The sequence below is a fragment of the Paracoccus jiaweipingae genome (assembly GCF_044335505.1).
GTDB lineage: Bacteria > Pseudomonadota > Alphaproteobacteria > Rhodobacterales > Rhodobacteraceae > Paracoccus.
On the sequence record NZ_JBISBS010000002.1, the window covers coordinates 368992 to 394249 of the forward strand.

General features: G+C 68.2%; 22 protein-coding genes. 14 read left to right on the plus strand and 8 right to left on the minus strand.

The features are described 5' to 3' along the window. Positions 1-28: 28 nt before the first annotated feature. Positions 29-700, minus strand: a complete 672-nt coding sequence (locus tag ACFXP9_RS05215) for a DUF1236 domain-containing protein (RefSeq protein WP_397206437.1) — start codon at positions 698-700, stop codon at positions 29-31. Between the two features lie 163 nt (positions 701-863). Here ACFXP9_RS05215 and ACFXP9_RS05220 point away from each other — a divergent pair, with 163 nt between their 5' ends. Beyond that, positions 864-2336, plus strand: a complete 1473-nt coding sequence (locus ACFXP9_RS05220; RefSeq protein ID WP_397206439.1) for an NAD-dependent succinate-semialdehyde dehydrogenase — start codon at positions 864-866, stop codon at positions 2334-2336. Between the two features lie 95 nt (positions 2337-2431). Then, the gene (locus ACFXP9_RS05225; protein ID WP_397206441.1) at positions 2432-3631 is read left to right on the plus strand and encodes an SH3 domain-containing protein; all 1200 of its coding nucleotides are present in this window, start codon (positions 2432-2434) and stop codon (positions 3629-3631) included. Between the two features lie 74 nt (positions 3632-3705). Here ACFXP9_RS05225 and ACFXP9_RS05230 read toward each other — a convergent pair whose 3' ends face one another. The 4 genes from ACFXP9_RS05230 to fsa all read right to left on the minus strand — a co-directional run bounded on the left by ACFXP9_RS05230 (position 3706) and on the right by fsa (position 7391). After that, positions 3706-4446: a DUF1013 domain-containing protein gene (locus ACFXP9_RS05230; protein WP_397206443.1), complete on the minus strand. Its 741-nt coding sequence runs from the start codon at positions 4444-4446 to the stop codon at positions 3706-3708. Positions 4447-4616: 170 nt separating this feature from the next. After that, a complete protein-coding gene (locus ACFXP9_RS05235; RefSeq protein WP_397206655.1) occupies positions 4617-5516 on the minus strand; it encodes a tyrosine recombinase XerC in 900 nt (299 codons plus the stop codon). Positions 5517-6045: 529 nt separating this feature from the next. Then, positions 6046-6738: a DUF484 family protein gene (locus ACFXP9_RS05240; protein ID WP_397206444.1), complete on the minus strand. Its 693-nt coding sequence runs from the start codon at positions 6736-6738 to the stop codon at positions 6046-6048. Then, positions 6738-7391, minus strand: coding sequence for a fructose-6-phosphate aldolase (fsa, locus tag ACFXP9_RS05245; RefSeq protein WP_397206446.1), 654 nt, complete (start codon positions 7389-7391; stop codon positions 6738-6740). Before fsa ends, ACFXP9_RS05240 begins: the two co-directional genes overlap by 1 nt. 281 nt (positions 7392-7672) lie before the next feature. On the opposite strand from fsa, the gene ACFXP9_RS05250 reads away from it, so the two are divergent. Further along, complete coding sequence (locus ACFXP9_RS05250) at positions 7673-9865, plus strand: primosomal protein N' (protein WP_397206448.1); 2193 nt, start codon at positions 7673-7675, stop codon at positions 9863-9865. 337 nt (positions 9866-10202) lie between these two features. On the opposite strand, the gene ACFXP9_RS05255 is transcribed toward ACFXP9_RS05250, so the two are convergent. Further along, a complete protein-coding gene (locus ACFXP9_RS05255; RefSeq protein WP_397206449.1) occupies positions 10203-10919 on the minus strand; it encodes an LrgB family protein in 717 nt (238 codons plus the stop codon). Continuing rightward, positions 10912-11268, minus strand: coding sequence for a CidA/LrgA family protein (locus ACFXP9_RS05260; RefSeq protein WP_397206451.1), 357 nt, complete (start codon positions 11266-11268; stop codon positions 10912-10914). The genes ACFXP9_RS05255 and ACFXP9_RS05260 overlap by 8 nt, the downstream gene beginning before the upstream one ends. Positions 11269-11522: 254 nt before the next feature. On the opposite strand from ACFXP9_RS05260, the gene ACFXP9_RS05265 reads away from it, so the two are divergent. The 9 genes from ACFXP9_RS05265 (at position 11523) to ACFXP9_RS05305 (ending at position 22045) form a co-directional block, all read left to right on the plus strand. Then, complete coding sequence (locus tag ACFXP9_RS05265; RefSeq protein ID WP_397206453.1) at positions 11523-14975, plus strand: chromosome segregation SMC family protein; 3453 nt, start codon at positions 11523-11525, stop codon at positions 14973-14975. Next, entirely contained in the window at positions 14972-15655 is a 684-nt protein-coding gene (locus ACFXP9_RS05270; RefSeq protein WP_397206455.1) for a lysoplasmalogenase, read from the plus strand. Before ACFXP9_RS05265 ends, ACFXP9_RS05270 begins: the two co-directional genes overlap by 4 nt. A 30-nt stretch (positions 15656-15685) precedes the next feature. Continuing rightward, the gene (locus ACFXP9_RS05275) at positions 15686-16147 is read left to right on the plus strand and encodes a RidA family protein (RefSeq protein ID WP_397206457.1); all 462 of its coding nucleotides are present in this window, start codon (positions 15686-15688) and stop codon (positions 16145-16147) included. Then, positions 16144-16893, plus strand: coding sequence for a glycerophosphodiester phosphodiesterase family protein (locus ACFXP9_RS05280; protein WP_397206459.1), 750 nt, complete (start codon positions 16144-16146; stop codon positions 16891-16893). The genes ACFXP9_RS05275 and ACFXP9_RS05280 overlap by 4 nt, the downstream gene beginning before the upstream one ends. Positions 16894-16939: 46 nt before the next feature. Further along, a complete protein-coding gene (locus ACFXP9_RS05285) occupies positions 16940-18076 on the plus strand; it encodes a GNAT family N-acetyltransferase (RefSeq protein ID WP_397206461.1) in 1137 nt (378 codons plus the stop codon). Positions 18077-18138: 62 nt separating this feature from the next. Further along, entirely contained in the window at positions 18139-19347 is a 1209-nt protein-coding gene (locus ACFXP9_RS05290) for an NAD(P)/FAD-dependent oxidoreductase (RefSeq protein WP_397206463.1), read from the plus strand. Then, positions 19344-19913: a 16S rRNA (guanine(966)-N(2))-methyltransferase RsmD gene (rsmD, locus tag ACFXP9_RS05295; RefSeq protein ID WP_397206465.1), complete on the plus strand. Its 570-nt coding sequence runs from the start codon at positions 19344-19346 to the stop codon at positions 19911-19913. Before ACFXP9_RS05290 ends, rsmD begins: the two co-directional genes overlap by 4 nt. 114 nt (positions 19914-20027) lie before the next feature. Further along, a complete protein-coding gene (locus ACFXP9_RS05300; RefSeq protein ID WP_397206467.1) occupies positions 20028-20687 on the plus strand; it encodes a potassium channel family protein in 660 nt (219 codons plus the stop codon). Continuing rightward, positions 20687-22045, plus strand: a complete 1359-nt coding sequence (locus tag ACFXP9_RS05305; RefSeq protein WP_397206469.1) for a TrkH family potassium uptake protein — start codon at positions 20687-20689, stop codon at positions 22043-22045. Before ACFXP9_RS05300 ends, ACFXP9_RS05305 begins: the two co-directional genes overlap by 1 nt. A gap of 260 nt (positions 22046-22305) precedes the next feature. Here ACFXP9_RS05305 and ACFXP9_RS05310 read toward each other — a convergent pair whose 3' ends face one another. Beyond that, complete coding sequence (locus ACFXP9_RS05310; protein WP_397206471.1) at positions 22306-23262, minus strand: L-malyl-CoA/beta-methylmalyl-CoA lyase; 957 nt, start codon at positions 23260-23262, stop codon at positions 22306-22308. Positions 23263-23425: 163 nt separating this feature from the next. Here ACFXP9_RS05310 and ACFXP9_RS05315 point away from each other — a divergent pair, with 163 nt between their 5' ends. Together ACFXP9_RS05315 and ACFXP9_RS05320 are read left to right on the plus strand one after the other, a co-directional pair. Then, positions 23426-24286, plus strand: coding sequence for a D-amino-acid transaminase (locus ACFXP9_RS05315; protein WP_397206473.1), 861 nt, complete (start codon positions 23426-23428; stop codon positions 24284-24286). Beyond that, the gene (locus ACFXP9_RS05320) at positions 24283-25215 is read left to right on the plus strand and encodes an alpha/beta fold hydrolase (protein WP_397206475.1); all 933 of its coding nucleotides are present in this window, start codon (positions 24283-24285) and stop codon (positions 25213-25215) included. The genes ACFXP9_RS05315 and ACFXP9_RS05320 overlap by 4 nt, the downstream gene beginning before the upstream one ends. The last annotated feature ends 43 nt before the right edge of the window (positions 25216-25258 follow it).

Below are 25258 nucleotides of genomic sequence, written 5' to 3' on the forward strand. Positions count from 1 at the left end.
CCCCCTGTCTGGACAGGTTCAGACCCGGTCAGCGATAGATATAGACGATCTTGCGATCATCGGGGTTCACCAGAACCGGCTGGCCGTTGATGGTGACATATTTGTAGGTCGGCTGATCGGGGATGTCATACAGGGTCACGGTGTCGGGAACACCGGCGCCAAGGACGACCTCGCCATCCAGCAGGATGGGGGCCTGCGGGTTGGCCTCGATATAGGTCCTGACCTCGGGGGCGGGGTCGGCTGCACCGCCTGCCGCGCCGCCGATGGCCGCGCCCGCCACGGCCCCGACCGGGCCGCCGATCAGCGCGCCCATGGCGGCACCGCCAAGACCGCCGACAGCCGCGTCCTGACCCTTGTTGCCACCGGTCGCGGCAGGGGCGTTATATTCGATCACCGGCACCTTGATTTCGGTGCGGTTGGGGTAAAGCGGCTCGATCTTTTCACCGACCTTCGCGGTCAGATAGTCGCCATAGGCCCAACCGTGCTGGTCGTTATAAGTCACCTCGCACCAGTTGGCGCTTTCGATACAGCCGGCAACGCTGACCTGATCGCCGCCTTTGATGGTGCCGGTAACCGGGTGCTGCACACCGGGACCGGCGCGCAGGTTCAGGTCGGTGCCGGCGGTGGCCATGGTTTCGGCGCTGGCGGCCCCCGCAAGGGTCATGGCACCGGCGATGGCGGGGATAAACAGATTACGCATTACAAACACTCCACTTCCACGTCCTTTCGGATCGGTTACGGCGGGGCAACGCGGCGGGCGCGCCATTGGTTCAATCACGAAAACCTCAGGCCCTGTGGGCAGTGCTGGACACGCGGCCCCGCGCGTGATGATCTGTCCCCAACCCGGAACAGAGGAGCGCCCGATGACCACCACCGACCTGAAAACCCGCCTTCGCGATCCGTCGCTGCTGGAAACCCGCGCCTATATCGCCGGCGAATGGGTCGGGGCCGCCGATGGCGCCACCTTCGACGTGGTCAACCCGGCGCGCGGCGATGTCATCGCCAAGGTTGCTGATATGGGCCGCGACGATGCCGCCCGCGCGATTACCGCCGCACAGGACGCCATGCGCGACTGGGCCGCGCGCCCGGCCAAGGAACGCGCCAATATCATGCGCAAATGGTTCGACCTGATGATGGACAATCAGGACGATCTGGCCACCATCCTGACCGCCGAGATGGGCAAGCCGCTGACCGAGGCCAGGGGCGAGGTCGCTTATGGTGCCAGCTTCATCGAATGGTTCGGCGAAGAGGCCAAGCGCGTCTATGGCGAAACCATCCCCGGCCACATGGCCGACAAGCGCCTGACCGTCATCCGCCAGCCCATCGGCGTGGTCGCCAGCATCACGCCGTGGAATTTCCCCAACGCGATGATCACCCGCAAATGTGGCCCGGCGCTGGCGGTGGGCTGTGGCTTTGTTGGCCGCCCCGCCGCCGAAACCCCGCTGTCGGCGCTGGCGCTGGCGGTGCTGGGGGAACGCGCGGGCCTGCCCAAGGGGATTTTCAGCGTCGTCACCAGTTCGCGCAGCTCGGATATCGGCAAGGAATTCTGCGAAAACCCTGCCGTGCGCAAGCTGACCTTTACCGGCAGCACCGAGGTCGGGCGCATCCTACTGCGTCAGGCCGCCGATCAGGTGCTGAAATGCAGCATGGAACTGGGGGGCAACGCGCCCTTCATCGTGTTCGACGATGCCGATCTGGACAAGGCGGTCGAGGGGGCGATGGCCTCGAAATTCCGCAATAACGGCCAGACCTGCGTCTGCGCCAACCGCATTTATGTGCAGGCCGGGGTCTATGACGCCTTTGCCGAAAAGCTGGCGGCGGCGGTGGACAAGCTGCGCGTCGGTGACGGGCTGGATGACGGCGTGACCACCGGGCCGCTGATCAATGCCGATGCGGTCGACAAGGTGCAGGAACATATTCAGGACGTGCTGGACGGCGGCGGCAAGGTGATGACCGGCGGTCAGCGCATCGGCAATGACGGCACCTTTTTCCAGCCCACGGTGCTGACCGGCGTGACCCAGCAGATGAAAGTCGCGCAAGAGGAAACCTTTGGTCCCGTCGCCCCGCTGTTTTGTTTCAACGACGAGGCCGAGGCGATCCGCCACGCCAATGACACGATTTTCGGGCTGGCCTGCTATTTCTATGCCCGCGATGTGGGCCGCATCACCCGCGTGCAAGAGGCGCTGGAATACGGCATTGTCGGCGTCAATACCGGCATCATCTCGACCGAGGTGGCGCCTTTTGGCGGGGTCAAGCAATCGGGCCTTGGCCGCGAAGGCTCGCGCCACGGGATCGAGGATTATCTGGAAATGAAATATATCTGCCTGTCGATCTGACCCCCGATCTGACCCCGTCACCAACGGCCAGCCCCGCGCCGCAGCCGGGGCCGGCCACAGCATAAAGAACCCAGTCACAAGAACCGAGGTCGAGCATGTTTCGCAAACTGATGTGCAGCGCCGCCATCGCGGCGGCCCTGACGGTTACCGGCGCCAGCATGGCCGGGGCCGCCACCCGCGTTGAAACCCTTCAGATTCCCGGCAGCCAGACCGCCACCAGCGTGTTCGGCACGGTCGGCGGTTACGACACGGTGGAATACGGGCTGACCGCGACCAAGGGTCAGCGGTTGCGGGTGACGATGAAAACCTCGAACAGTTCGGCCTATTTCAGTGTCTATGCCCCCGGCGACCGCCCCGGTCAGGCCGATGCGCTGTTTACCGGCGCGACCTCGGGCAGCTATGCCGACCTGACGCTGCCTGCCGACGGGCGCTATACCATCCAGACCTATCTGATGCGCAATGCCGCACAGGCCGATGCGCGGGCGGATTACACGCTGGATGTCCATGTCACCAATGACCAGCCCGACGCGTCGCCCACCGCCGCCACGGCAACCGGCAGCGGCACAACCGCAGCAGACAGCACCACGTCCGCCGCGCCTGCAACCCCTGTGGGGGATGGCACCGGCAAGGCCAGCCCGGCACGCGGCGACTGGCGGGTGACCGGGATCGACAATGTGCTGAATATCCGCGCCGAACCCTCGACCGGGGCGCAGGTGGTGACCACGGTCCAGAACGGCGCCATCCTGCGCAATGGCGGCTGCGAAACCGCCGAGGGGCGGCAATGGTGCCGCGTGACCACCACCGGCACTGCGCCGGTCAGCGGCTGGACCGTGGGCTATTACCTTGTGCGCAGCGATGCCCCGGCCCAGACCGACACCGCGCCACAGACCAGCACATCGCAAAGCGCCGGGTCTGTGGGCACGGACAGCACACAACCGGCGACAACGGACAGCGCGGCGCGGCCTGTGGGCGGGCTGACGACCTCGACCGCTCCGAAACCGCGGCCGGACGGCGCGGCCAGCGCGACCACCAACAGCGCCGGGGGGCATCTGCCCTGCTCGGTCCGGCTGGGGATGCTGACCCGCGACTGCGCCTATCAGGTCACGCGCGGGGGCAATGGCAGTGCGGTGGTCAGCTTTGACAAGCCCGGCGGCGGTCAGCGTCAGATCCGGTTCGAACAGGGCCGACCGCTGGCCCGCGACGGGATGACCGTCGAACAGCGCGGCGATTTAAGCATCGTCAATATCGGGGATGAACGCTACGAAATCCCGGCCAGCGTGGTGTTCGGGCGCTGATCCAAGCCGCCCGATCCGCGACCAAGGCGCGCAAAGCCGGAATGCAAAAGGGGCGCCCGAAGGCGCCCCGATGATCACTTGTCGTCATCTTCGTCGCTGTCACCCGGCAGGTTGAAGAAGCTGTCGGCGTCCAGTTCCGCCTCGGGCTTGGGCTTGTCCTCGTCACGGGTCAGGGTGAAATTCTCAAGCCCCTGCATCGAACTGGGCAGGCGCGGTTCGTCCGGCATCGCCAGCGACGCCTCGGTCGAGACCAGCTTGCGACGCTCGTCATCGGTCATCACGCCGTCGGCGGCGCGTTTCTTGGCGGCTTTCTGAACGGCGGAATCCAGCTCGGTCTGGCGGCACAGGCCAAGGGCGACCGGGTCGATCGGGGTGATGTTCTGGATGTTCCAGTGGGTGCGTTCGCGGATGGCCTGAATGGTGGGCTTGGTGGTGCCAACCAGCTTGCCGATCTGGCTGTCGGCCAGTTCGGGGTGGAACTTGACCAGCCACAAGATCGCCGCCGGGCGGTCCTGACGCTTGGACAGCGGGGTGTAACGCGGGCCGCGGCGTTTTTCCTCGCCCTCGGCGGCGGGGTTGTGCTTCAGCTTCAGCTTATAGCGCGGGTCTTCCTCGGCGCGCCTGATCTCGGCCGCGTCCAGCTGGTTCGACCCGACCGGATCGAACCCCTTGACCCCGGCAGCCACATCGCCATCGGCAATGCCCTGAATCTCCAATTCGTGCATCCCGCAGAAATCAGCGATCTGCTTGAAGCTCAGCGTGGTGTTGTCAATCAGCCAGACGGCGGTGGCTTTGGCCATCAAGGGTTTGCTCATGGGCGTCTCCTGTCAGTGGGCGTCCGGCGGGGACGCGCGAATCGCATGTCCCCTGCGCGGGCCGCCGGGGGTCCGGGGCCGGAAAACTGGGTCTGCCGGGCGGGCGTGACTGCGTTTTCGGGGGAATCCGGTTTCTTATAGCGACCCGCCCCGCCCAAGGGAAGGCCCGATCAGCGGCGCGGATGGGCCGCGCGGTAAACCGCCATCAGATGGGCGTCGTCAACGCCGGTGTAAACCTGCGTCGTGGACAGGCTGGCATGACCCAACAGCTCCTGAATGGTGCGCAGATCGCCGCCAGCGGCCAGCAGATGCGTCGCGAAACTGTGCCGCAGGGCGTGCGGCGTGGCGCTGGATGGCAGCCCCAGCCCCTGCCGCAGCAACACCACCGCAGCATCCAGAACCGAGGTCGCCAGTTGCCCGCCCCGCACCCCGCGAAACAGCGGATCGTCCGGTCCCGACACCCACGGGCACAGCCGCAGATATTGCGCAATCGCCGCCCGCGCCACCGGCAGCACCGGCACCACGCGCTGCTTGCTGCCCTTGCCGGTGATGCGCAGGCTGTCGCCCATCGGCCAGTCGCGGCCATTCAGGGCCAGCGCCTCGGAAATGCGCAGCCCGCTGCCATAGATCAGCGTCAGCGCCGCCACGTCGCGGGCGGCGACCCAGGGCGTCGGGTGCTGCACCGCCGCCTGATCCAGCAGCGCGCGCGCCTGATCCGGGGCCAGCGGACGCGGCAGGCTGCGGGTATATTTCGGGCTGCGCGCCGCCAAGGCCGCCGACAGGTCATAGCCCTCGCGGTCCGAGATCCAGCGCAGGAACGACCGCACCGCCGAGATCCGCCGCGCCACCGACCGCGCCGACAGCCCGTCCCCCCGCGCCGCCGCGGCAAAGGCGCGCATCTGCGGCTGGCGCAACGTGGCCAGATTGGCCGGCGTCGCGGCGCGCCCCTCATATTCGCCCAAAAACCGCAAAAACGCCACCAGGTCAGACCGATAGGCCGTGATCGTGTGATCCGACCGGTCGCGGGTGCCGGACTGGTGATCCAGCCAGCGGATCAGCGCATCCCCCATCACCGGCGCCAGCCACGGCCCGAAAACCCCGCCTGCCTGTTCCGCGCCTGCCTGTTCCGCGCCCGCCGATTCCACGCCGGTCCGTTGCGCAGCGTCATGGCCTGCGGCCACATCACCCGTCATGTCCGCAGGCCGCGCCGCTGGCGGCATCGGTTTGTCATCAACTTGTGATTGAAGCGCCGCCGCCTGATCTGTCACACAATTCCCGGCACCCTGCCCGACCCGTTCAGGCGATGGGGCAGCGGCATCAGCGGCGATGGACGGCATCGGTTCCAGCCCTGCCCCCGACGCCGCATCCGTTTGGCTGGCCGCGCCAGCATCCGCACCGGCCGTCCGCACCCCGATGGCACCTGTGCCGCGCCCGACCGGTGGGCTGGCCGCGCCCAACTGTGCTGCCGCTGCGTGCTGGCCGTCCCCGGATGCGCAGTCGGGGCGGCAAGGCCGATCGGGCGCGCGCGGCGTGGCACCGGCCTGCCCTGCCGCCTTGCCCCGCTGATCGCCCGTTTCCGACATGGTCACATCCCGCTGTTCAGTCCCGCATCCAGCCCATCACCACCAGCCGCAGCACCTGTCCGAAAAAGCGCAACAGATCGGTCCCTTGCGCCGGGGTAAAGCGCCCTGCCTCGGCGGACCCCATCAATAACATGGCCGGGCGGCTGCCCTGTCCCAGATCCAGCGGGATCAGGGCCTCGGACCGGATCGGCGCGCTGGGATCTTCGTGCAGGGGGCGGGTGACGTCGCTGACCGGGCGCAGCGACACATCCGGGCTGGCCAGCATCCGCCGGCCATCCGCCAGCATCCGCGCCACCGTGCCGACCGGCACAACCGCCAGCGCGTGCCCCATACCCGGTTCTTTGGACGGCATGGCCGATTCCATCACCAGACGCAGGGTTTCGACCCGCAGGATCGGGGCGACATTGACCTCAAGCGCGTCGATGAAACCGGCGAAATCCGCCGGTTCCAGCATGGCAAGGATGGCGCGGTGGATCACCGCCGTCCCGGACTGGTTGTCATATGCCGCCGAGATCACGGTCTCATGCGCGGCTTCCAGCCGGTCCAGACGCGCCTCCAGCGCCTCCATCGCGCGACCGCGGATATCGACCACATTCCCGCCCAGACCGGCCTCGCGCGCGTCGATCAGCGCGCGCATGACCTCGCGGTCCTCAAGGATTGCGGCGGGGTCGGCCAACAGCCGGTCACGCAGGGCGGAATCGAGGCCCATCAGCCGATCTTCTGGCCGGTTTTCGCCCAATCGGCATTGAACTGTGCCAGCCCCTTGTCGGTAAGCACATGGTTCGCCATCGCTTTGATGACGGCGGGCGGCGCGGTGATCACGTCAGCCCCGACCAGCGCGCAATCGGTGATGTGGTTCACCGACCGGATCGACGCCGCCAGCACCTGCGTGTCAAAACCGTAATTGTCATAGATCTGGCGAATATCCTCGATCAACTGCATCCCGTCCAGGTTCACGTCATCCAGCCGGCCAATGAACGGGCTGATAAAGGTCGCCCCGGCCTTGGCGGCCAGAATTGCCTGCGCGGCGCTGAAGCACAACGTCACATTGACCATATGCCCTTCCGAGGACAGCACCTTGCACGCCTTCAGCCCGTCCCAGGTCAGCGGCACCTTGACGGTGATATTGGGCGCGATCTGTGCCAGATGCTTACCCTCGCGGATCATGTCATCGGCGTTTTCCGCCACCACCTCGGCCGAGACCGGACCTTCGACCATCGCGCAGATTTCGCGCGTCACCTCGGCAATGTCGCGGCCCGACTTGAGGATCAGCGAGGGGTTGGTGGTCACCCCATCGACCATCCCAAGGTCGTTCAGTTCCTTGATGGCGGCAGTATCGGCGGTATCGACGAAAAACTTCATAACGGCGCTCTCCACGGGGGTTTGTGTTTGCGCCTGTCATAAACCGGATCGCCCCCCGGTGAAAGACCTTGGCGCGGCCCGCCATCGGCCCGATCCTGCCGATGCCAGACCACAAAGGCGGTCAGGCCAGGCGACAGCGCAAAGCACGGCATCAGCAACAGCATGACAATGACACCCAGCGTCGTGAACATGGCCCTTTCCCTTCCCTTTGACGACACCTTATGGGATCCGTTCTATCGCCAAACCCTTAACATCCGGTTACCGCGCCCCATGTTTTTGCCATGACGCCCGCACATTTCCCCCAAGGCAGCCGCATCGCGGTTCTGACGACCGAACCTGTCGGCACGCTGGATTATCTGGCACCACAGGGCGGGGTGGACAGCGGCACGCTGGTGGTGGCGCCACTGGGGCCGCGCCGGGTGCTGGGGCTGGTCACCGGGCCGGGGCTTGGCGGGTTCGACAGCGCCAGGCTGCGCCCCATCGCCCGCCTGACCGAGGCCCCCGCCCTGACCCCGCCCATGGTCGAATTTCTGCACCGCGCCGCCGATTACACGCTGACCCCGCTGCCCGCGATGCTGCGGATGGCCACCCGCGCCCCGGATCTGGACAAGCCCGCCGCCGCGCGCCGCGTGGTCCGCCGCACCGGACCGGACCCGCAGCGCCTGACCACGCCCCGTCAGGCGGTGATGCGGGTGCTTGACGCACATGACGGCGCCAGCTTCGCCCCGTCCGAGCTGGCGGCGCTGGCGGGCGTGTCGGCCAGCGTGGTCGCGGGGCTGGTCGCCTGCGGCACCCTGTCCGAGGCCGAAGCCCCGCGCGACCTGCCCTATCCGTCGCTGAACCCCGACCGCCCCGGCAAGGCCCTGACCGCCGATCAGGCCGCCGCCGCGGACAGCCTGCGCGCCGCCCTGCGCAGCGGCCATTACGGCACCACCCTGCTGCGCGGCGTCACCGGGTCCGGCAAGACCGAGGTCTATCTGGAGGCCGTGGCCGAATGCCTGCGCGCGGGCCGTCAGGCGCTGGTTCTGTTGCCCGAAATCGCCCTGTCCGCCGAATTTCTGGACCGGGTCGAGGCCCGCTTTGGCGCCCGCCCCGGCGAATGGCACAGCGGCATCACAAGGTCCGAGCGCCGCCGCCTGTGGCACATGGCCGGTCAGGGTCAGGTCGGGCTGGTGGTGGGCGCACGCTCGGCGCTGTTCCTGCCGTTTCGCGACCTTGGTCTGATCGTCGTCGATGAGGAACATGACAGCAGCTATAAGCAGGATGACGGCGTCTGTTACAATGCCCGCGACATGGCGGTGCTGCGGGCCTCGCTGAACGGGGCGCAGGTGGTGCTGGCCTCGGCCACGCCCAGTCTGGAAAGCTGGGTCAACGCCTCAAGCGGCAAATATGCAAGGCTGGACCTGACCAGCCGCTTTGGCCGCACCGACCTGCCGGATATGGCCACCATCGACCTGCGCGCCGAGGATATGCCAGCGGGGCGCTGGATCTCGCCTTCGCTGGCCGGGGCGGTGCGGGACCGGATGGCAAAGGGCGAGCAATCGCTGCTGTTTCTGAACCGGCGCGGCTATGCCCCGGTGACGGTCTGCCGCGCCTGTGGCCAGCAGATCGGCTGTGATCACTGCGATGCGCGCATGGTGGAACACCGCTTTCAGAACCGCCTTGTCTGCCACCAATGCGGCGAGACCAAACCCATCCCCACCGCCTGCCCGTCCTGCGGCGCCGAGGGCAGGCTGGCCCCGGTCGGCCCCGGTGTCGAACGGCTGGCCGAAGAGGTCGCAGAGCTGTTCCCGGATGCACGCACCAGCATCCTGTCCTCGGACCTGTTCGGCAGCGCGCGGGCGCTGAAAGACAGCATCGCGGCCATCGCGGCGGGGGAATGCGACATCATTATCGGCACCCAGATCGTCGCCAAGGGCCACAATTTCCCGGCGCTGACGCTGGTCGGGGTGATCGACGCCGATCTGGGGCTGCAAGGGGCCGATCTGCGCGCAGCCGAGCGCTCGTTTCAGCTGATGCGTCAGGTCGCTGGCCGGGCGGGACGGGCCAGCGGCACACAGGGCGAGGCCCTGCTTCAGACCTATCAGCCCGAACATCCGGTGATCCGCGCCATTCTGGCCGGCGACGACGAAGGGTTCTGGAACGCCGAGGCCGCCGGTCGGCAATCTGTCGGGATGCCGCCGTTCGGGCGGCTGGCCGGGGTGGTGCTGTCGCATCCCGACCCTGGCGTGGTCAGCGATGCCGCGCGGCAACTGGCAATGGCGGCACAGCCCCTGCGCGACGCGGGTTGCGACCTGTTCGGCCCGGCCCCGGCGCCCATTGCGCGGGTGCGGGGGCGGCACCGGGTGCGGATGCTGATCCGGGCACCGCGTCAGGCCCCGATCCAGCGCGCGATCAGCGACTGGCTGGCCAATTTCACCCCGCCCCGCAACCTGCGCCTGACAGTCGATATCGACCCGCAGAGCTTTCTGTAATCGGTAAAATTCAAGGTAATCAGGTCGAAAAACCGGCTGTCTGTTTACCGGATCTTAGGGTTTGTGCGGCAAACAGGGCCAAGGGACACAAGCCCCGATGATATGGCGCGCAGCCTGGGCTGGCGGCCTGTCGGGGGGGCGTGTCGGGGGGCCGGGTGCAGGGCAGCGCACCCGGCCCCCGCAGACCCGACCATCACGGGATGGGACGGCAGGTGGGGGCGGGGTAAGTGTGAAAGAACAGGTAAAGAGGACTGGACAGAAAATGAACCAACAGGGGGAACGGATGACACCAAGGGGTGGTGCGGGCAAAGGGCGTGGGCTGACAGCCGACAGGCCGTCACAGGAACAGCTTTAACACCAGCGGTGCCAGCAACGCGGTCAGCACCGCGTTCAGGCCCATGCCAAGCCCGGCAAAGATGCCTTGGGTCGGACCGGCCTGAAAGGCGCGGGCGGTGCCGATGCCATGTGCGGCGGTGCCGGTGGCAAGGCCGCGTGCGCGGGGGTCGAAAACCCCGATCAGGTCCAGCAGGGGGGCCGCGATCACCGCGCCGCAAATGCCGGTGACAATGACCATCACGGCGGCCAGTGTCGGCTCGCCCCCCAGCGATTGCGCGATGCCGATGGCCACGGGCGCGGTGGTCGATTTCGGCGCCAGCGAGGCCAGCACCGCAGGCCCCGCCCCCAGCGCATGGGCGATGGCCAGCGCGCTGATCACCGCCGTGACCGAACCTGCGACCAGTCCCGCCACCAACGGAAGCGCCGATTTGCGCACCCGCGCCCAATTGTCATACAGCGGCAGCCCCAGCGCCACGGTCGCCGGTCCCAGCATGAAATGAACGAATTGCGCACCCTCGAAATAGGTCTGATAACGGGTGCCGGTGATCAGCAGCAGCCCGCCAAGCAGCACCGTCGCGATCAGCACCGGGTTGACCCAACTGCGCCCGCCCGACCAGCGAAACAGCCAATCCCCCAGCCAGAACCCCGCCAGCGTCAGCACCAGCCACAGCAGCGGGGTCTGTGCAAGATAGCTCCAGATCAGGGCGGCTTCATTCATCCTCGCCCCCCTTGGTCAGCCGCGCCACCGCGCTGAAGGCCAGTGCCCCGGCGACAATCGCCGCAACCGTCGACACCATAATCGCCACCCCCAGCGCCAGCCCGTTTTCGCGCAGCACCCCGAATTGCGCCACCACGCCGACCCCGGCGGGCACGAAAAACAGCGACAGATGCGACAACAGCATCTGCACGACCGGGCGCAGACGCTCGGCCAGCGCGGGGCGCATGGCGCAGCCCGCCACCAGCAGCAACAGCCCGATCACCGGACCGGGCACCGGCAGCCCCAAACCGCGCGAGGTAACTTCGCCGGCAAGTTGAAAGAACAGGATGATGACAAGGGCAGGAACCATGCGGCGAAAATGCCCGCTTGCGGCGGATGGCGCAATCGCCCGGCAAGGTTTTTCCACAAGGCGGGACGGATTTGCCGCGACAGGCGCGCGCACCGGCGGGGCCGGTCGCCGCACCCTGACAGCCGCCGGCACCATCCCAACACCTTCCTTTGTATACCCCGCCCATCGGCCACCCATATCTTGTGGCTTCTTGATTGACTTGCGGGCGGCTAGGACCGCAGTATTCCACCACCTTTCGGAAAACGGACCCCAAAGTGCGATTCGACCGCCTGCGCCTGAACGGCTTCAAAAGCTTTGTTGACCCCACCGACCTGACCATCCACGAGGGGCTGACCGGGGTGGTCGGGCCGAATGGCTGCGGCAAATCCAACCTGCTTGAGGCGCTGCGCTGGGTCATGGGCGAAAACCGCCCCACCGCCATGCGGGGCGAGGGGATGGAGGACGTGATCTTTGCCGGCACCAGCCAGCGCGGCGCGCGGGCCCATGCCGAGGTCACGCTGGGGATCGACAACGCCAACCGCCTTGCCCCGGCGGGGTTTAACGACAGCGACGCGCTGGAAATCAGCCGCCGCATCACCCGCGACGCCGGCAGCGCATACCGCATCAACGGCAAAGAGGTCCGCGCCCGCGATGTCCAGATGCTGTTTGCCGACGCCTCGACCGGGGCGCATTCCCCGGCGCTGGTGCGGCAGGGCCAGATCAGCGAGCTGATCAACGCCAAACCCCGCGCGCGCCGGCGCATTCTCGAAGAGGCCGCAGGCATCAGCGGCCTGTATCAGCGCCGCCACGAGGCCGAGCTGAAGCTGAACAGCGCCGAACAGAACCTGACGCGGGTCGATGACACGCTGGACCAGCTGTCCACCCAGGCCGCCGCGCTGGCGCGTCAGGCCCGTGCCGCCGCCCGCTATCGCGAAATCGGCGCCGCGCTGCGCCGGGCCGAGGACGCATTGCTGTTTCGCCACTGGTCCGAGGCCGCAGCCGCCCGCGACGCCGCGCAGGCCGCCCTGACCGATGCCACCGCCCTGACCGCCAGCGCCGAAACCGCCGCGCGCAAGGCCGCCGCCAGCCGTGGGGCGGCGGAAACCGCCCTGCCGCCGCTGCACGAAGAGGAACAGATCGCCAGCGCCGTTTTGTCACGCGCCACGCTGGAACGCGAGGCGCTGGACGCCGCCGAGGCCCGCGCCAAGACCGCGATCGACAACCTGACCGCGCGGCTGGCGCAACTGGACCGCGACGCAAGCCGCGAGGCCGCGCTGGACCGCGACGCGCGCGAGGTGATCGACCGGCTGGTCTGGGAACGCACCGAACTGGACAAGACCGGCGACGGCCACGAAGACCGGCTGGACATCGCGCAAACCGCCGCGGACGAGGCCGCCGAGGCCCTGCGGCTGGTGGAAAACAAGCTGACCGAGCTGACCGATGAATCGGCCCGTCTGGCCGCGCGCCACCAATCCGCCGAACGTCTGGCCGCCGATCTGCGCAAGATGGCCGACCGCGCCGAACAGGCCGCTGAAACGGCCGCCCAAACCGTCGCGCAGGCCGAGGCGACCGGCGCGCAGGCCGGCGATGCACTGACACAGGCCGAGGCCGCGCAGGCCAGGGCCAGCGCCGCAGCCGAGGCCAGCGAGGCGGCGCTGGTTCAGGCCGAACAGGCCCGCGCGCAGGCCGAAACCACCGAGGCCGAGGCCCGCAGCACCCGATCCGCCGCCGAGGGCGAGGCGAACGCGCTGGCCTCGGAACAGGCGGCGCTGCAACGGCTGGTGGACCGGGGCCGCGCCGATGGTCAGGCGATTCTGGACGCGGTCCACGTCACCCGCGGCTTCGAGGCCGCTTTGGGCGCGGCGCTTGGCGATGATCTGCGGCTGGGGGTCAGCGCCGATGGCCATGGCTGGCGCGCACTGCCCGATTACGACCCGCGTCAGCCGCTGCCACAGGGGGCGGCACCGCTGGCGGCGCAGGTCCGCGCGCCCGCCGAACTGGCCCGGCGGCTGGCGCAGATCGGCATCGTCCCCGACCGCGCGACCGGTGCGGCTTTGCAGGCGGCGCTGCGCCCCGGTCAGCGGCTGGTCACAGCGGCAGGCGATCTGTGGCGCTGGGACGGGCTGGCGGTGCCGGCGGGTCAGGCCGCGTCCTCGGCCGCGATGCATCTGCAAAAGGTGAATGAACTGGCCCGCATCCGCGCGCAGGCTGAAACCGCGCAGGCACAGGCACAGCAGGCCGCGACCGCGCATGACGGCGCCCGCGCCGCACTGGCACAGGCCAGCGCCGGTGAAAAGGCCGCGCGCGATGCCCGTCGCGAGGCCGAACGCGCCCTGTCAGACGCTGCCCGCGCGGCGACACGGGCGGAATCGGATGTCTCGATGGCGCGGGCGCGGGCAGAATCGGCCAGGGCAGAACTGGCGCGTCACAAGGCCGATGCCGGGGATGCCCGCGCGCGGCTGATACAGGCCGAACGCGCGCTGACCGATCTGCCCGACCGGGCGGCGGCACAGGCGGCGGTCGAAAACGCCCGCACCGGGGTCGAGGCCGCGCGCATCGCCACCCTGTCGCGGCGGTCCGCGCTGGACGAATTGCGACGCGAGGGCAATGCCCGCATCAAGCGCCTGCAAGAGATCACCCGAGAGGAATCGGGCTGGCGGCTGCGGCTGGAACAGGCGGGCACGCGGGCGGCGGAACTGGCCGCGCGGCAGGACGGCACGCAGGCCGAATTGCAGGCCGCGCAGGCCGAACCCGGACGTCTGGCGGCCCAGCGCGACGCCCTGTCGGGGGCCGAGGCGGCGGCGACCCGGCGGCTGGACCGCGCCCGCGCCGCCTTGGCACAGGGCAATGACGCCCTGCGCGCGGCGCAGATGGCCGAACGCGATGCCGAACGCGCCGCATCCGACGCGCGCGAGGCCCGCGCCGCCCGCGAGGCCCGCGCCCAGGCCGCGCAAGAGGCCGAAACCACCGCCCGCCTGCGCATTCACGAACAGGACGGGCTGACGCCGGACACCCTGTTGGCGCGGCTGGACACGGCGCCCGCCGACCTGCCCGGCATTGACGCGCTGGACACCGAAATCGCCCGCCTGCGCGCCCAGCGCGACGGGCTTGGCGCGGTCAACCTGCGTGCCGATGACGACAAGGCCGCGCTGGAAAGCGAACGCGACACGCTGGCCGGCGACAAGGCCGATCTGGAAAAGGCCATCGCCAAGCTGCGCGGCGGTATCGGGGCGCTGAACCGCGAGGGGCGCGAACGGTTGCTGGCCGCGTTCGACACCGTGAACGACAATTTCCGCACCCTGTTCACGCATCTGTTCGGCGGCGGCGAGGCGCGTCTGGTGCTGGTCGAATCCGACGACCCGCTGGAGGCCGGGCTGGAGATCATGTGCCAGCCGCCGGGCAAGAAGCTGGCCACGCTGTCGCTGTTGTCGGGTGGCGAACAGACGCTGACCGCGCTGGCGCTGATCTTTGCCGTCTTTCTGGCCAACCCCGCCCCGATCTGTGTGCTGGACGAGGTCGACGCGCCGCTGGATGACGCCAATGTCAGCCGCTTCTGCGACCTGCTGGACGAAATGACCCGCCGCACCGAAACCCGCTTTCTGATCATCACCCACCACGCTGTGACCATGGCGCGGATGGACCGCCTGTTCGGGGTGACAATGGTCGAACAGGGCGTCAGCCAGTTGGTCAGCGTGGACCTGAAACGGGCCGAGGCGCTGGTGGCATGAAGCTGGCTTTCGCCCTGTTGGCCGTCACCGCCACGTTGGCCGCCGCGCTGGGGCTGGACGTGCTGCACTGGCTGACCAAACCCACGGCGACGCTGGTGCTGCTGGGGATGGTCTGGCCGCGACCGGGGGCCTATGCCCGCGCGGTGGCGCTGGGGCTGGCGGCCTCGGCAGCGGGGGATGCGTTTTTGATGCTGCCGCAGGATCTGTTCCTGCCCGGTCTGGCCTGCTTTTTCGTGGCGCATCTGGCCTATATCCGGGCGTTTTCGCACGATACGCGGTTGCTGCCCGATGCATGGGCTGCGCTGGGGGCGGGCGTGTTGGGGGTGGCGATCATCGCCGCTTTGTGGCCGGGCCTGCCTGCCGGAATGGGCCTGCCGGTTGTGGCCTATGCCGGGGTGCTGGCGCTGATGGCGGCGCAGGCGGTGGGCCGCGCGCGCCGGAATCCGGTGCCGGGGGCCGGGCTGGCGGCGGCGGGGGCGATGCTGTTCCTGATCAGCGACACGGTGCTGGCGCTGGACCGCTTTGCCGCGCCGCTGACGGTTTTTGCCGGTCTTTTCCCGCCCGGCGACCAGCCCGGACTGGCCGCCCTGCTGGCCCAGCCCGTGGTTCTGACCACCTATTACGCGGCACAGGCCTGCATTGCGGGGTCGGCTCTGGTCAGGGGGGGACGGGCGCGCTAGGATCGGGGGACAACCCCGAAAGGACCGCGCATGAGCATCACCGCACGCCTGACCGAACTGGGCATTACCCTGCCCGATGCCCCCGCCCCTGCGGCCAATTATGTGCCCTTCGTGCTGACCGGGAACCTTGTCCATGTCTCGGGCCAGATATCGGCCGGGCCGGATGGGCTGATCCGGGGTCGGCTGGGGGCGGACCTGACGGTCGAACAGGGCGCGGATGCGGCGCGGACCTGCGGGCTGGCGCTGATCGCGCAGTTGCGCAAGGCGCTGGATGGGGAACTGGACCGTCTGGTGCGGGTCGTCAAGCTGACCGGGTTCGTCAATTCCACCCCCGATTTCACCGACCAGCCCGAGGTGATCAACGGCTGTTCCGACCTGATGGTGCAGGTCTTTGGCGATGCCGGTCGCCACGCCCGCGCCGCCGTCAGCGCCCCCGCCCTGCCGCGCGGCGTCGCGGTCGAGATCGAGGCCATTTTCGAGGTCAGGCCATGACCCTGCTGCATCCCGGTTTCCTGCGCCGCCCCATCGCCCATCGCGGCCTGCATGGCGCGGGCGTGCCCGAAAACAGCATGGCGGCCTTTCGCGCCGCCATTCAGGCCGGTTACGGGATCGAGCTGGACATCCAGCACGCCGCCTGCGGCACCCCGATCGTGTTTCACGATTACGACCTGCAACGCCTTGCCGGGGCCGAGGATTTCGTCGCAGACATGGACCTGTCCGACCTGACCCAGACCCGGCTGGATGGCAGCGACGAAACCATCCCGACGCTGGACGACCTGTTGCGGCTGGTCGGCGGGCAGGTGCCGCTGCTGATCGAGATCAAGGATCAGGATGGCCGCCTTGGCCCCAATATCGGCACCCTGCATGACCGCGTGGCCGGGGCACTGGCCGCCTATGACGGGCCGGTGGCGGTGATGTCGTTCAACCCCCACACCATGGCCGCCTTTCACGCCACAGCCCCCGGCATTGCCAGCGGCCTGACCACCTGCGCCTTCCCCGAGGATGACTGGCCCATGCTGGACGTCGCCGACCGTGCCGCGCTGGCCGAAATTGGCGGCTATGACGCGGCGGGGGCATGTTTCGTGTCGCATCAGCATACCGATCTGTCGAATCCGCGTCTGGCCCGGCTAAAGGCGCAGGGGGCGGCCATTCTGTGCTGGACCATCCGCAGCCCCGAGGCCGAGGCCGAGGCCCGCAAGACCGCCGATAACATTACCTTCGAGGGCTATCGCGCCTAAGCGCCGCAGCTCTGGCATTTATCGCCATCCCGCCTATCTTGGCGGGATGAACGCGCCACAGATCACCGTCAGCATCCTGTCCGACATCACCGCCCTGCCCGCCGCGCAATGGGATGCGCTGGCCGGTCCCGACCCGTTTACCAGCCACCGTTTTCTGGCGGCGCTGGAGCAATCCGGCTCGGTCGGTGAGGGGACCGGCTGGCACCCCGCGCATCTGCTGGCGCGGCGGGACGGGGCGCTGGTCGGGGTGGCGCCGCTTTATCTGAAAACCCACAGTCAGGGCGAATATATCTTTGACCACGCATGGGCCGATGCCTTTGCCCGCGCGGGCGGCGATTATTACCCCAAGCTGCAAGGCGCGGTGCCCTTTACCCCGGCGACCGGGCGCCGCCTGCTGTCCGACGATGCGGCGGTGCGTGCGGCGCTGCTGGCGGCGATGCAACAGGTCGCGCGGCAATCGGGCCTGTCGGGCGCGCATATCACCTTTTGCACCGAAGCCGAGGCCGAACAGGGCCGCGCCGCCGGGTTCCTGCCCCGCGTCAGCCAGCAATTTCACTGGCACAATAACGGCTATGCCGATTTCGACGATTTCCTGTCGGGCCTGTCCTCGCGCAAGCGCAAGGCCATCCGCAAGGAACGCGCCCGCGCGCAGGGGTTTGGCGGGCGCATCAGCGACCTGACCGGCGACCAGATCCGCCCGCAGCACTGGGACGCGTTCTGGCGCTTTTATCAGGACACCGGCAGCCGCAAATGGGGCCGCCCCTATCTGACCCGCGCCTTCTTTGACCGCATCCACGACACCATGCGCGACGACATCCTGCTGATCTGGGCGCAGGATGGCGATGGCCAGCCGGTGGCGGGGGCGCTGAATTTCATCGGGCCGGATGCGCTGTATGGCCGTTACTGGGGCTGTGTGCAGGACCATCCGTTCCTGCATTTCGAGATGTGCTATCACCGCGCGGTGGATTGGGCGATCGCCCATGGCAAGGCGCGGGTCGAGGCCGGCGCGCAGGGCGAACACAAACTGGCCCGCGGATACCTGCCCGCCCGGACATGGTCGCTGCACTGGCTGGCCGAGCCGGGCTTTCACGCCGCCATCGACGCTTACCTGACACAGGAGGCACAGGCCGTGGGCGAGGATATCGACCTTCTGGCCACCCTGTCGCCCTTTCGCCGCGACTGATCGGCGCGTTGCATCGCCGGTGACCGGCGGCTAATCCTGCGCCAGATCAACAAGGACATCACATGAACGGAACGGTCATCATCGGCGCGGGGCAGGCTGCGGCATCGCTGGCGGCAAAGCTGCGCGCATTGGGCGACACCGCCCCCATCACCATTATCGGCGCGGAACCCGCCGCCCCCTATCAGCGCCCGCCGCTGTCCAAAGCCTATCTTTTGGGGCAAATGGGGCAGGACAGGCTGGAATTGCGCGGGGCCGACTGGTGGGCGGAAAACGGCATTACCCTGCGCCGGGGCGAAACCGTTCAGGCCATCGACCGCGCCGCGCGGGTGCTGCATACCGACCGGGGTCAGGTCGCCTATGACCGGCTGGCGCTGACCACCGGGGCCGAACCGCGCCGCCTGCCGCAGGCCATTGGCGGCCATTTGCCCGGCGTTTTCACCATCCGCGATCTGGCCGATGTCGACGCATTGCGCCCCGCGCTGCGCGAAGGCGGTCAACTTGTGGTGATCGGCGGCGGCTATATCGGGCTCGAGGCCGCTGCCGTGGCCCGCAAACTGGGCATGGCCGTGACCCTGATCGAGGCCGCGCCCCGCATCCTTGGCCGCGTCGCCGCACCCGAAACGGCGGACCTGATCCGCGAGCTGCACCGCGCCCATGGCGTGACCATCCTTGAAGGCACCGCCATCACCCGCATCACCGGCAGCACCCGCGCCGAGGGGGTGGAACTGGCCGATGGCCGCATCCTGCCCGCCGACGCGGTCGTCACCGGCATCGGCGTCACCCCCCGCACCGCCCTGGCCGAGGCCGCGGGGCTGGAAGTCGACAACGGCATCGCCACCGACCCGCGCGGCGCCACCGCTGACCCGGCGATCTGGGCGGCGGGCGATTGCGCCAGCTTCCCGTGGCAGGGTCGCCGGGTGCGGCTGGAAAGCGTCGGCAATGCCATCGACATGGCCGAATGCGTGGCCGCCGGGATGCTGGGTCAGGGCGCCGATTACGCCCCCAAACCGTGGTTCTGGTCGGATCAGTTCGACGCCAAGCTGCAAATCGCGGGCCTCAATGACGGCTATGACCGCATCGTCACCCGGCCCGCGCCGGACGGGGCGGCGCATGGCGGCAGCGTCTGGTATTTCGGCGGCGACCGGTTGCTGGCGGTGGACGCGCTGAACGACGCCCGCGCCTATATGGTCGGCAAGCGCCTGATCGACGCGGGCCGCAGCCCCAGCCCCGACGCGGTGGCGCAGGCGGTTCAGGTCAAAGACCTGCTATGAGGATCGTCGGCGGCAGTCTGCGCGGCCTGAAACTGGCCGATCTGGGTCAGGGCGACGCGCAGGCGCATCTGCGCCCCACCACCGACCGCGTGCGCGAGGCGATCTTTAACCTGCTGGTCAATGCCCACGGCCTGCGGCTGGGGGGGGCGCGCGTGCTGGACCTGTTCGCCGGCACCGGCGCGCTGGGGCTTGAGGCCCTGTCGCGCGGCGCGGCGCGGGTGGCCTTTGTCGATGACGGGGCCACCGCGCGGGCCTTGCTGCGCAGCAATATCGAAAAGGCCCGCGCCATGGGCAGCACCGATGTCTGGCGCCGCGATGCCACGCGGCTGGGGCCGAACCGGGGCGCGGGCTATGACCTGATCCTGCTGGACCCGCCCTATGGCACCGGTCTGGCCGAGGCCGCGCTGGCATCGGCGCTGGACGGCAACTGGGTCGCGGACGGCGCCACCGTGATGGTCGAGGATAACCGCCCCCCGATCCTGCCGCGCGGGCTGGTCCAGACCGACCAGCGCCGCTATGGCGACACGCTGGTGACGCTGGCCCGCGCCACGCTGTCGGGCGCGTAAGCCCCCCGCGCGCCACCAGCCACCAGCCACCCGTCGCTGCGCCGCCGCGACGGCACGATTGCCAACCGTCGGGCGGCTGTGGCAGCATCGCTGACGAATCAAAGGGGGGCGGCAATGACCCGCAAAGGCAAGTCCTTCGCCACCATCGGTCTGGGGGCGTTTGGCGGCACCGTGGCGACCGAATTGCAGCGCATCGGCAACCGCGTTCTGGGGATCGACAGCGATGCCCGCCGGGTCAGCCAATATGTCGACCAGCTGTCGGAAACCGCCATTCTGGACGCCTCGGACGAAACCGCCCTGCGCGAGGTCGGGCTGGACCGTTACGACATGGTGCTGATCGCCATCGGTGACAGCATCGAGGCCTCGCTGCTGGCGACGATGAATGCCCGCCTGCTGGGGGTGCCCGAAATCTGGGTCAAGGCCAGCAGCCGCACCCATCACCGCATCCTGACCAAGCTGGGGGTGGACCGGGTGCTGCTGCCCGAACATGAAATGGGCCGCCATATCGCGCAGGTGATGAACAACCCGGTGGTGCAGGATTACGTCAGTCTGGGCAATGGTTTCAGCGTCGTGCATATCGCCGTGCCCCCGGCACTGGCCGGGCGCAGCATCCCGCAGCTGGAGCTGCCGTCACAGGGGCTGCGCGCCCTTGGCGTCATGCGCGGGACCGAGTTTCTGGCCATCACCGACCCCACCCTGACCCTGGCCGAGGATGACAAGCTGCTGATCCTTGGCAAGCGCCCCGAACTGCGCCGCTTTGGCGATTCGCTGTGATGCGGCGCGGTCTGCCCCGGCCTGGCCGGCGCAAGCTGCGGCTGGGGTGGCGCCGCCTGCCGCCGCCAGCGGTGCTGGCGCTGCTTTACGCAACCGTGATCATCATCGGCGCGCTGGCGCTGATGACGCCGTTTTGCGCGACCCGGCCCATCGGGTTTATCGACGCGCTGTTCACTGCCACATCTGCGATCACGGTGACCGGGCTGGTGGTGCTGGATACGGGCGCCGATTTCACCCACCTGGGACAGGCGGTCATCGCCCTGCTGATCCAGCTTGGCGGTCTGGGCCTGATGAGCTTTGCGGTCATGGTCGCGGCCTCGCTGGGGCTGCCGGTGGGGCTGACCTCGCATCTGTATCTGCGCGAGGATCTGAACCAGCCGCATCTGTTCCGCCTGTCCGATCTGGTGCGCGCCATTATCCGCATCGCGCTGATCTGTGAACTGATCGGCGCGGCGCTGATCGCGCCCTCTTTCATTGCCCGCGCCGGGCTGGCACAGGGCCTGTGGGAGGCCGCCTTCCATTCGGTTTCCGCCTTCAACAATGCGGGCTTTTCAACCTATTCCGACGGGCTGGTCAGTTTTGCCACCGACCTGCCCATCAACCTTGTCATCCCGGCGCTGTTCATCATGGGCGGGCTGGGTTACGCTACCCTGCGCGAGGTCGCCCGCCAGCGCAAACCCCGGCACTGGTCGCTGAACACCAAGGTCATGCTGCTGGGAACGGCGGTGCTGATCCCGTGGTCGGTGGTGATGTTCGCGGCGCTGGAATGGAACAACCCCGGCACGCTGGGTCAGTTCGATGCCGCATGGCAGCGCTGGCTGGTGGCGTGGTTTCAGGGCGTGACCACGCGAACGGCGGGGTTCAACACCACCGATATCGGGGCGCTGCACGATTCGACCTCGCTGATGTTCATCTCGCTGATGCTGATCGGGGGCGGGCCGACCTCGACCGCGGGCGGGATCAAGGTCACGACTTTTGTGGTCATGCTGCTGGCCACCGTGGCCTTCTTTCGCCGCCAGACCGAAATCGCGGTCTTTGGCCGCTCGATCTGCACCGAGGACATGCTGAAAGCCACCGCCATCGTCGCCATCACCGTGCTGATCTGCTTTGGCGGGGTGTTCCTGGTGGTGTCCAGCCATGACGGCGATTTCATGGATGTCGCCTTCGAGGTCGCCTCGGCCTTCGGCACCGTAGGCCTGTCGCGCAATTACACAGGACAGCTGTCGGGCTTTGGCCAGCTGGTGATCATCGCCATCATGTTCGTGGGCCGGGTCGGGCCGCTGACGCTGGGGTTCTTTCTGGCCACCCGTGGCGCCCCCCGTGTGCGCCGCCCGCGCGGCCAGATCGCGCTGGGGTAAGGGCGGGGTCAGGGCCGGGCGGGCTTCTTCGTTGCCCAAATACCCATCCCACACCGCCCCCTGCGCGGCGCTGCGGCACAAGCGCGATTGCGCCAGAATGTGGGGCCAGACAGCCGCGCCAGACGCCAGACCGATACACATGACAGACAAAAAGCCGGGGTCAACAAAACAGGCCCCGCGGCTTGCGCAGGGCCTGTCGCTCCTCCCGCTGGTGGCGTCCGCCCTCCTCCCCGGATCGGACGCCGCGGTATTCGTTTTGCTCAGGCGTTGATCAATTCTGCCTGACGCACGATCACTTGTGCCTGACGAATCGATGCGATGTCAACCAGTCGACCTTTGTATACCGTCGCCCCGGCCCCGGTTTTCTGCGCCTCGTCCATGGCTGCCAGAATTTCGCGGGCTTCGGTCACAGCGGCCTCGGAGGGCGAAAAGATCTCGTTCGACAGCGCCACCTGGCTGGGATGGATCGCCCATTTCCCGACCATCCCCAGCGTGGCCGACCGCAGCGCCTGCGCGCGGAACCCTTCGGCATCGCTGAAATCGCCATACGGCCCATCGACCGGCAGCACGCCATGCGTCCGGCAGGCCGCGACGATGGCCGATTGCGCCCAATGCCACGGGTCGGACCAGTATTTCTGACCCTGATGCGCCATGTAATAATTTTCCTGCGTGCCGCCGATGCCGGTGGTCGCCATGCCCATGCTGGCGGCGAAATCGGCGGCGCCAAGGCTCATGGCCTGAAGGCGGGGGCTCGCGGCGGCGATTTCCTCGACATGGGCGATGCCGGCGGCCGATTCGATGATCACCTCAAGCCCCAGCCGCTTCTGCCGGCCCTTGGCGGCCTCGACCGCGCTGACCAGCGCGTCGACGGCATAGATATCCATCGCGTTGCCGACCTTGGGGATCATGATCTGGTCCAGACGTTCGGACGCATTTTCCAGCAGGTCCACCACGTCGCGATACCAATAGGGCGTGTCCAGACCGTTGATACGCACCGACAGCGTCTTGTTGCCCCAGTCAATGTCGCCAATGGCTTCGATGACGTTCTTGCGGGCCTGTTCCTTGTCATCGGGCGCGACCGAATCCTCAAGGTCGAGGTTGACGACATCCGCCGCCGAGGCGGCCATCTTGCCGAAAATCGCGGGGCGCGAACCGGGGCCGAAAAGCTGACAGCGGTTCAGGCGGGCAGGTGCGGCGGGTTGGGTGCGAAAGCTCATATCGGCGCCTCTTGGTAACGAAGTTTCAATCTATCCGGCCACAGTGTTAAAATGTTGCGGCAATTGCGGCAAGTCTGATTTGCAGATGCAGCATGGCCACGGGACTTGACCTTGCGCGCCGCGGGGCCGAAACACGATCAACCCACGAACCCAAGAGGCCCCCATGACCCGCACCGTTTACCTGAATGGCGACTATCTGCCCGATACCGAGGCCTGCGTCTCGGTCTTTGACCGGGGCTTCGTGATGGCCGATGCCGTGTACGAGGTGGTCAGCGTGCTGGATGGCAAGCTGGTCGATTTCGACGGGCATATGGTGCGGCTGAAACGCTCGCTCGAGGCGCTGGAAATCCCGAACCCGCTGAGCGATGACGACTATCTCGAGGCCCACCGCCAGATCGTCGCCCGTGATGGCATCGGGGATGGCATGGTCTATCTGCAAATCTCGCGCGGGAATGCGGGCGATCGCGATTTCGTCTTTCCGCCCAGCGACACCCCGCCGACCGTGGTGCTGTATGGCTGGAACAAGCCGGGGCTGGTCAACGACCCCCATGCCGAAACCGGCATTTCGGTGATCAGCCTGCCCGACCTGCGCTGGCACCGCCGCGATATCAAGACGGTGCAGCTGCTGTATCCGTCGCTGGCCAAGATGCAGGCCAAGGCGCAGGGCGCCGATGACGCCTGGCTGGTCGAGGACGGCAAGGTCACCGAAGGCACCAGCAACAACACCTATATCGTCAGGAACGGCACCATCATCACCCGGCCGCTGTCCAACGACATCCTGCATGGCATCACCCGCGCCGCCGTGCTGCGCTTTGCCGCCGAGGCCCAGATGACGGTCGAGGAACGCGCCTTCACCATCGCCGAGGCACAGGACGCGGACGAGGCGTTCTATACCTCGGCCTCGTCCTTCGTAATGCCGGTGGTCAGGGTCGATGGCGTCGCGGTGGGCAATGGCAAACCCGGCCCCGTCGCCAAACGCCTGCGCGAGATTTATCTGGACGAAATGCGCAAGGCCGCGGTGTGAGCCTGCCACGCACAGCCGCGCTGACGCTGGCCGCCAGTGCCGGGGCCAGCGCGCTGGCCGGACAGGCGGCGCGGGCGCTGTGCCCGCCCCTTGGCCGGCAGATGCGGCTGGATGGCGGGCGGCTGCATGTTCTGGACCGCCCCGGACCGGGACCGCAGGCCCCCACGGTGCTGATGATCCACGGGCTGTGCGGGGTGCTGAACCATTTTTCCGCGCTGATGCCGCTGCTGCCGCAGGCCCGCATCATTGCCTATGACCGCTGGGGCGCCGGTCATTCCGACCCCGCCCCGCGGGGCGCCGAGGCGCTGGTGGCGCAGGCCGCGCTGGCCGCGCAGCTGCTGGAACGGCTGGGGACCGGGCCGGTGGTGGTGGTCGGGCATTCGCTTGGCGGGGCGGTGGCGCTGCGTCTGGCGCTGGACCGGCCCGATCTGGTGCGCGGGCTGGTGCTGCTGGCGCCGCTCAGCCGCGCGTTCCGTCACGGGGCGGCACGCCTCAGCGGGCGGCTGGGGGCGTGGCCGCCGCTGCGCAAGGCGGCGATTCATACGCTGAACCTGCCGGGCGTGCTGGCGGCGTCGCCGGTCATGCTGCACGGCGCTTTTCACCCCGACCCGGTGCCGCCCGGCCTGCTGACCACCGGCGGCGGGGTGCTGGCGCTGCAACCAAAAATGATTGAGGGCGCAACCCGCGACCTGCGCGTCGTCAATCACGACATGGCCGCGCTGGAGGCGGATCTGCCGTCGCTGGCCTGTCCGGTGACGATGCTGTGGGGGCGCGGCGACCGGGTGCTGGACCCCGCACATCACGGGCCTGGCTTTGCCCGCATCGTGCCGCAGACCACGCTGGCCACAATCGCAGGCGGGCATATGCTGCCGCTGTGTCACCCACGCATCTGTGCGCTGGCCATCCGCGACATGCTGGACGCTGCCTGACCCCCAGACCGCCCGCCCCCAATACCGCCCGCCCCCGGCGGGG

Coding starts and splice junctions, on each gene's coding strand:
- ACFXP9_RS05310 (WP_397206471.1), bottom strand. CDS start 23,262: ATGAGCTTTCGCACCCAACCCGCCGCACCTGCCCGCCTGAACCGCTGT.
- ACFXP9_RS05215 (WP_397206437.1), bottom strand. CDS start 700: ATGCGTAATCTGTTTATCCCCGCCATCGCCGGTGCCATGACCCTTGCG.
- ACFXP9_RS05225 (WP_397206441.1), top strand. CDS start 2,432: ATGTTTCGCAAACTGATGTGCAGCGCCGCCATCGCGGCGGCCCTGACG.
- ACFXP9_RS05270 (WP_397206455.1), top strand. CDS start 14,972: ATGAAGCTGGCTTTCGCCCTGTTGGCCGTCACCGCCACGTTGGCCGCC.
- ACFXP9_RS05250 (WP_397206448.1), top strand. CDS start 7,673: ATGACGCCCGCACATTTCCCCCAAGGCAGCCGCATCGCGGTTCTGACG.
- ACFXP9_RS05285 (WP_397206461.1), top strand. CDS start 16,940: ATGAACGCGCCACAGATCACCGTCAGCATCCTGTCCGACATCACCGCC.
- ACFXP9_RS05290 (WP_397206463.1), top strand. CDS start 18,139: ATGAACGGAACGGTCATCATCGGCGCGGGGCAGGCTGCGGCATCGCTG.
- ACFXP9_RS05255 (WP_397206449.1), bottom strand. CDS start 10,919: ATGAATGAAGCCGCCCTGATCTGGAGCTATCTTGCACAGACCCCGCTG.
- ACFXP9_RS05235 (WP_397206655.1), bottom strand. CDS start 5,516: ATGGGGGATGCGCTGATCCGCTGGCTGGATCACCAGTCCGGCACCCGC.
- ACFXP9_RS05275 (WP_397206457.1), top strand. CDS start 15,686: ATGAGCATCACCGCACGCCTGACCGAACTGGGCATTACCCTGCCCGAT.
- fsa (WP_397206446.1), bottom strand. CDS start 7,391: ATGAAGTTTTTCGTCGATACCGCCGATACTGCCGCCATCAAGGAACTG.
- ACFXP9_RS05300 (WP_397206467.1), top strand. CDS start 20,028: ATGACCCGCAAAGGCAAGTCCTTCGCCACCATCGGTCTGGGGGCGTTT.
- rsmD (WP_397206465.1), top strand. CDS start 19,344: ATGAGGATCGTCGGCGGCAGTCTGCGCGGCCTGAAACTGGCCGATCTG.
- ACFXP9_RS05260 (WP_397206451.1), bottom strand. CDS start 11,268: ATGGTTCCTGCCCTTGTCATCATCCTGTTCTTTCAACTTGCCGGCGAA.
- ACFXP9_RS05240 (WP_397206444.1), bottom strand. CDS start 6,738: ATGGGCCTCGATTCCGCCCTGCGTGACCGGCTGTTGGCCGACCCCGCC.
- ACFXP9_RS05230 (WP_397206443.1), bottom strand. CDS start 4,446: ATGAGCAAACCCTTGATGGCCAAAGCCACCGCCGTCTGGCTGATTGAC.
- ACFXP9_RS05305 (WP_397206469.1), top strand. CDS start 20,687: ATGCGGCGCGGTCTGCCCCGGCCTGGCCGGCGCAAGCTGCGGCTGGGG.
- ACFXP9_RS05220 (WP_397206439.1), top strand. CDS start 864: ATGACCACCACCGACCTGAAAACCCGCCTTCGCGATCCGTCGCTGCTG.
- ACFXP9_RS05280 (WP_397206459.1), top strand. CDS start 16,144: ATGACCCTGCTGCATCCCGGTTTCCTGCGCCGCCCCATCGCCCATCGC.
- ACFXP9_RS05315 (WP_397206473.1), top strand. CDS start 23,426: ATGACCCGCACCGTTTACCTGAATGGCGACTATCTGCCCGATACCGAG.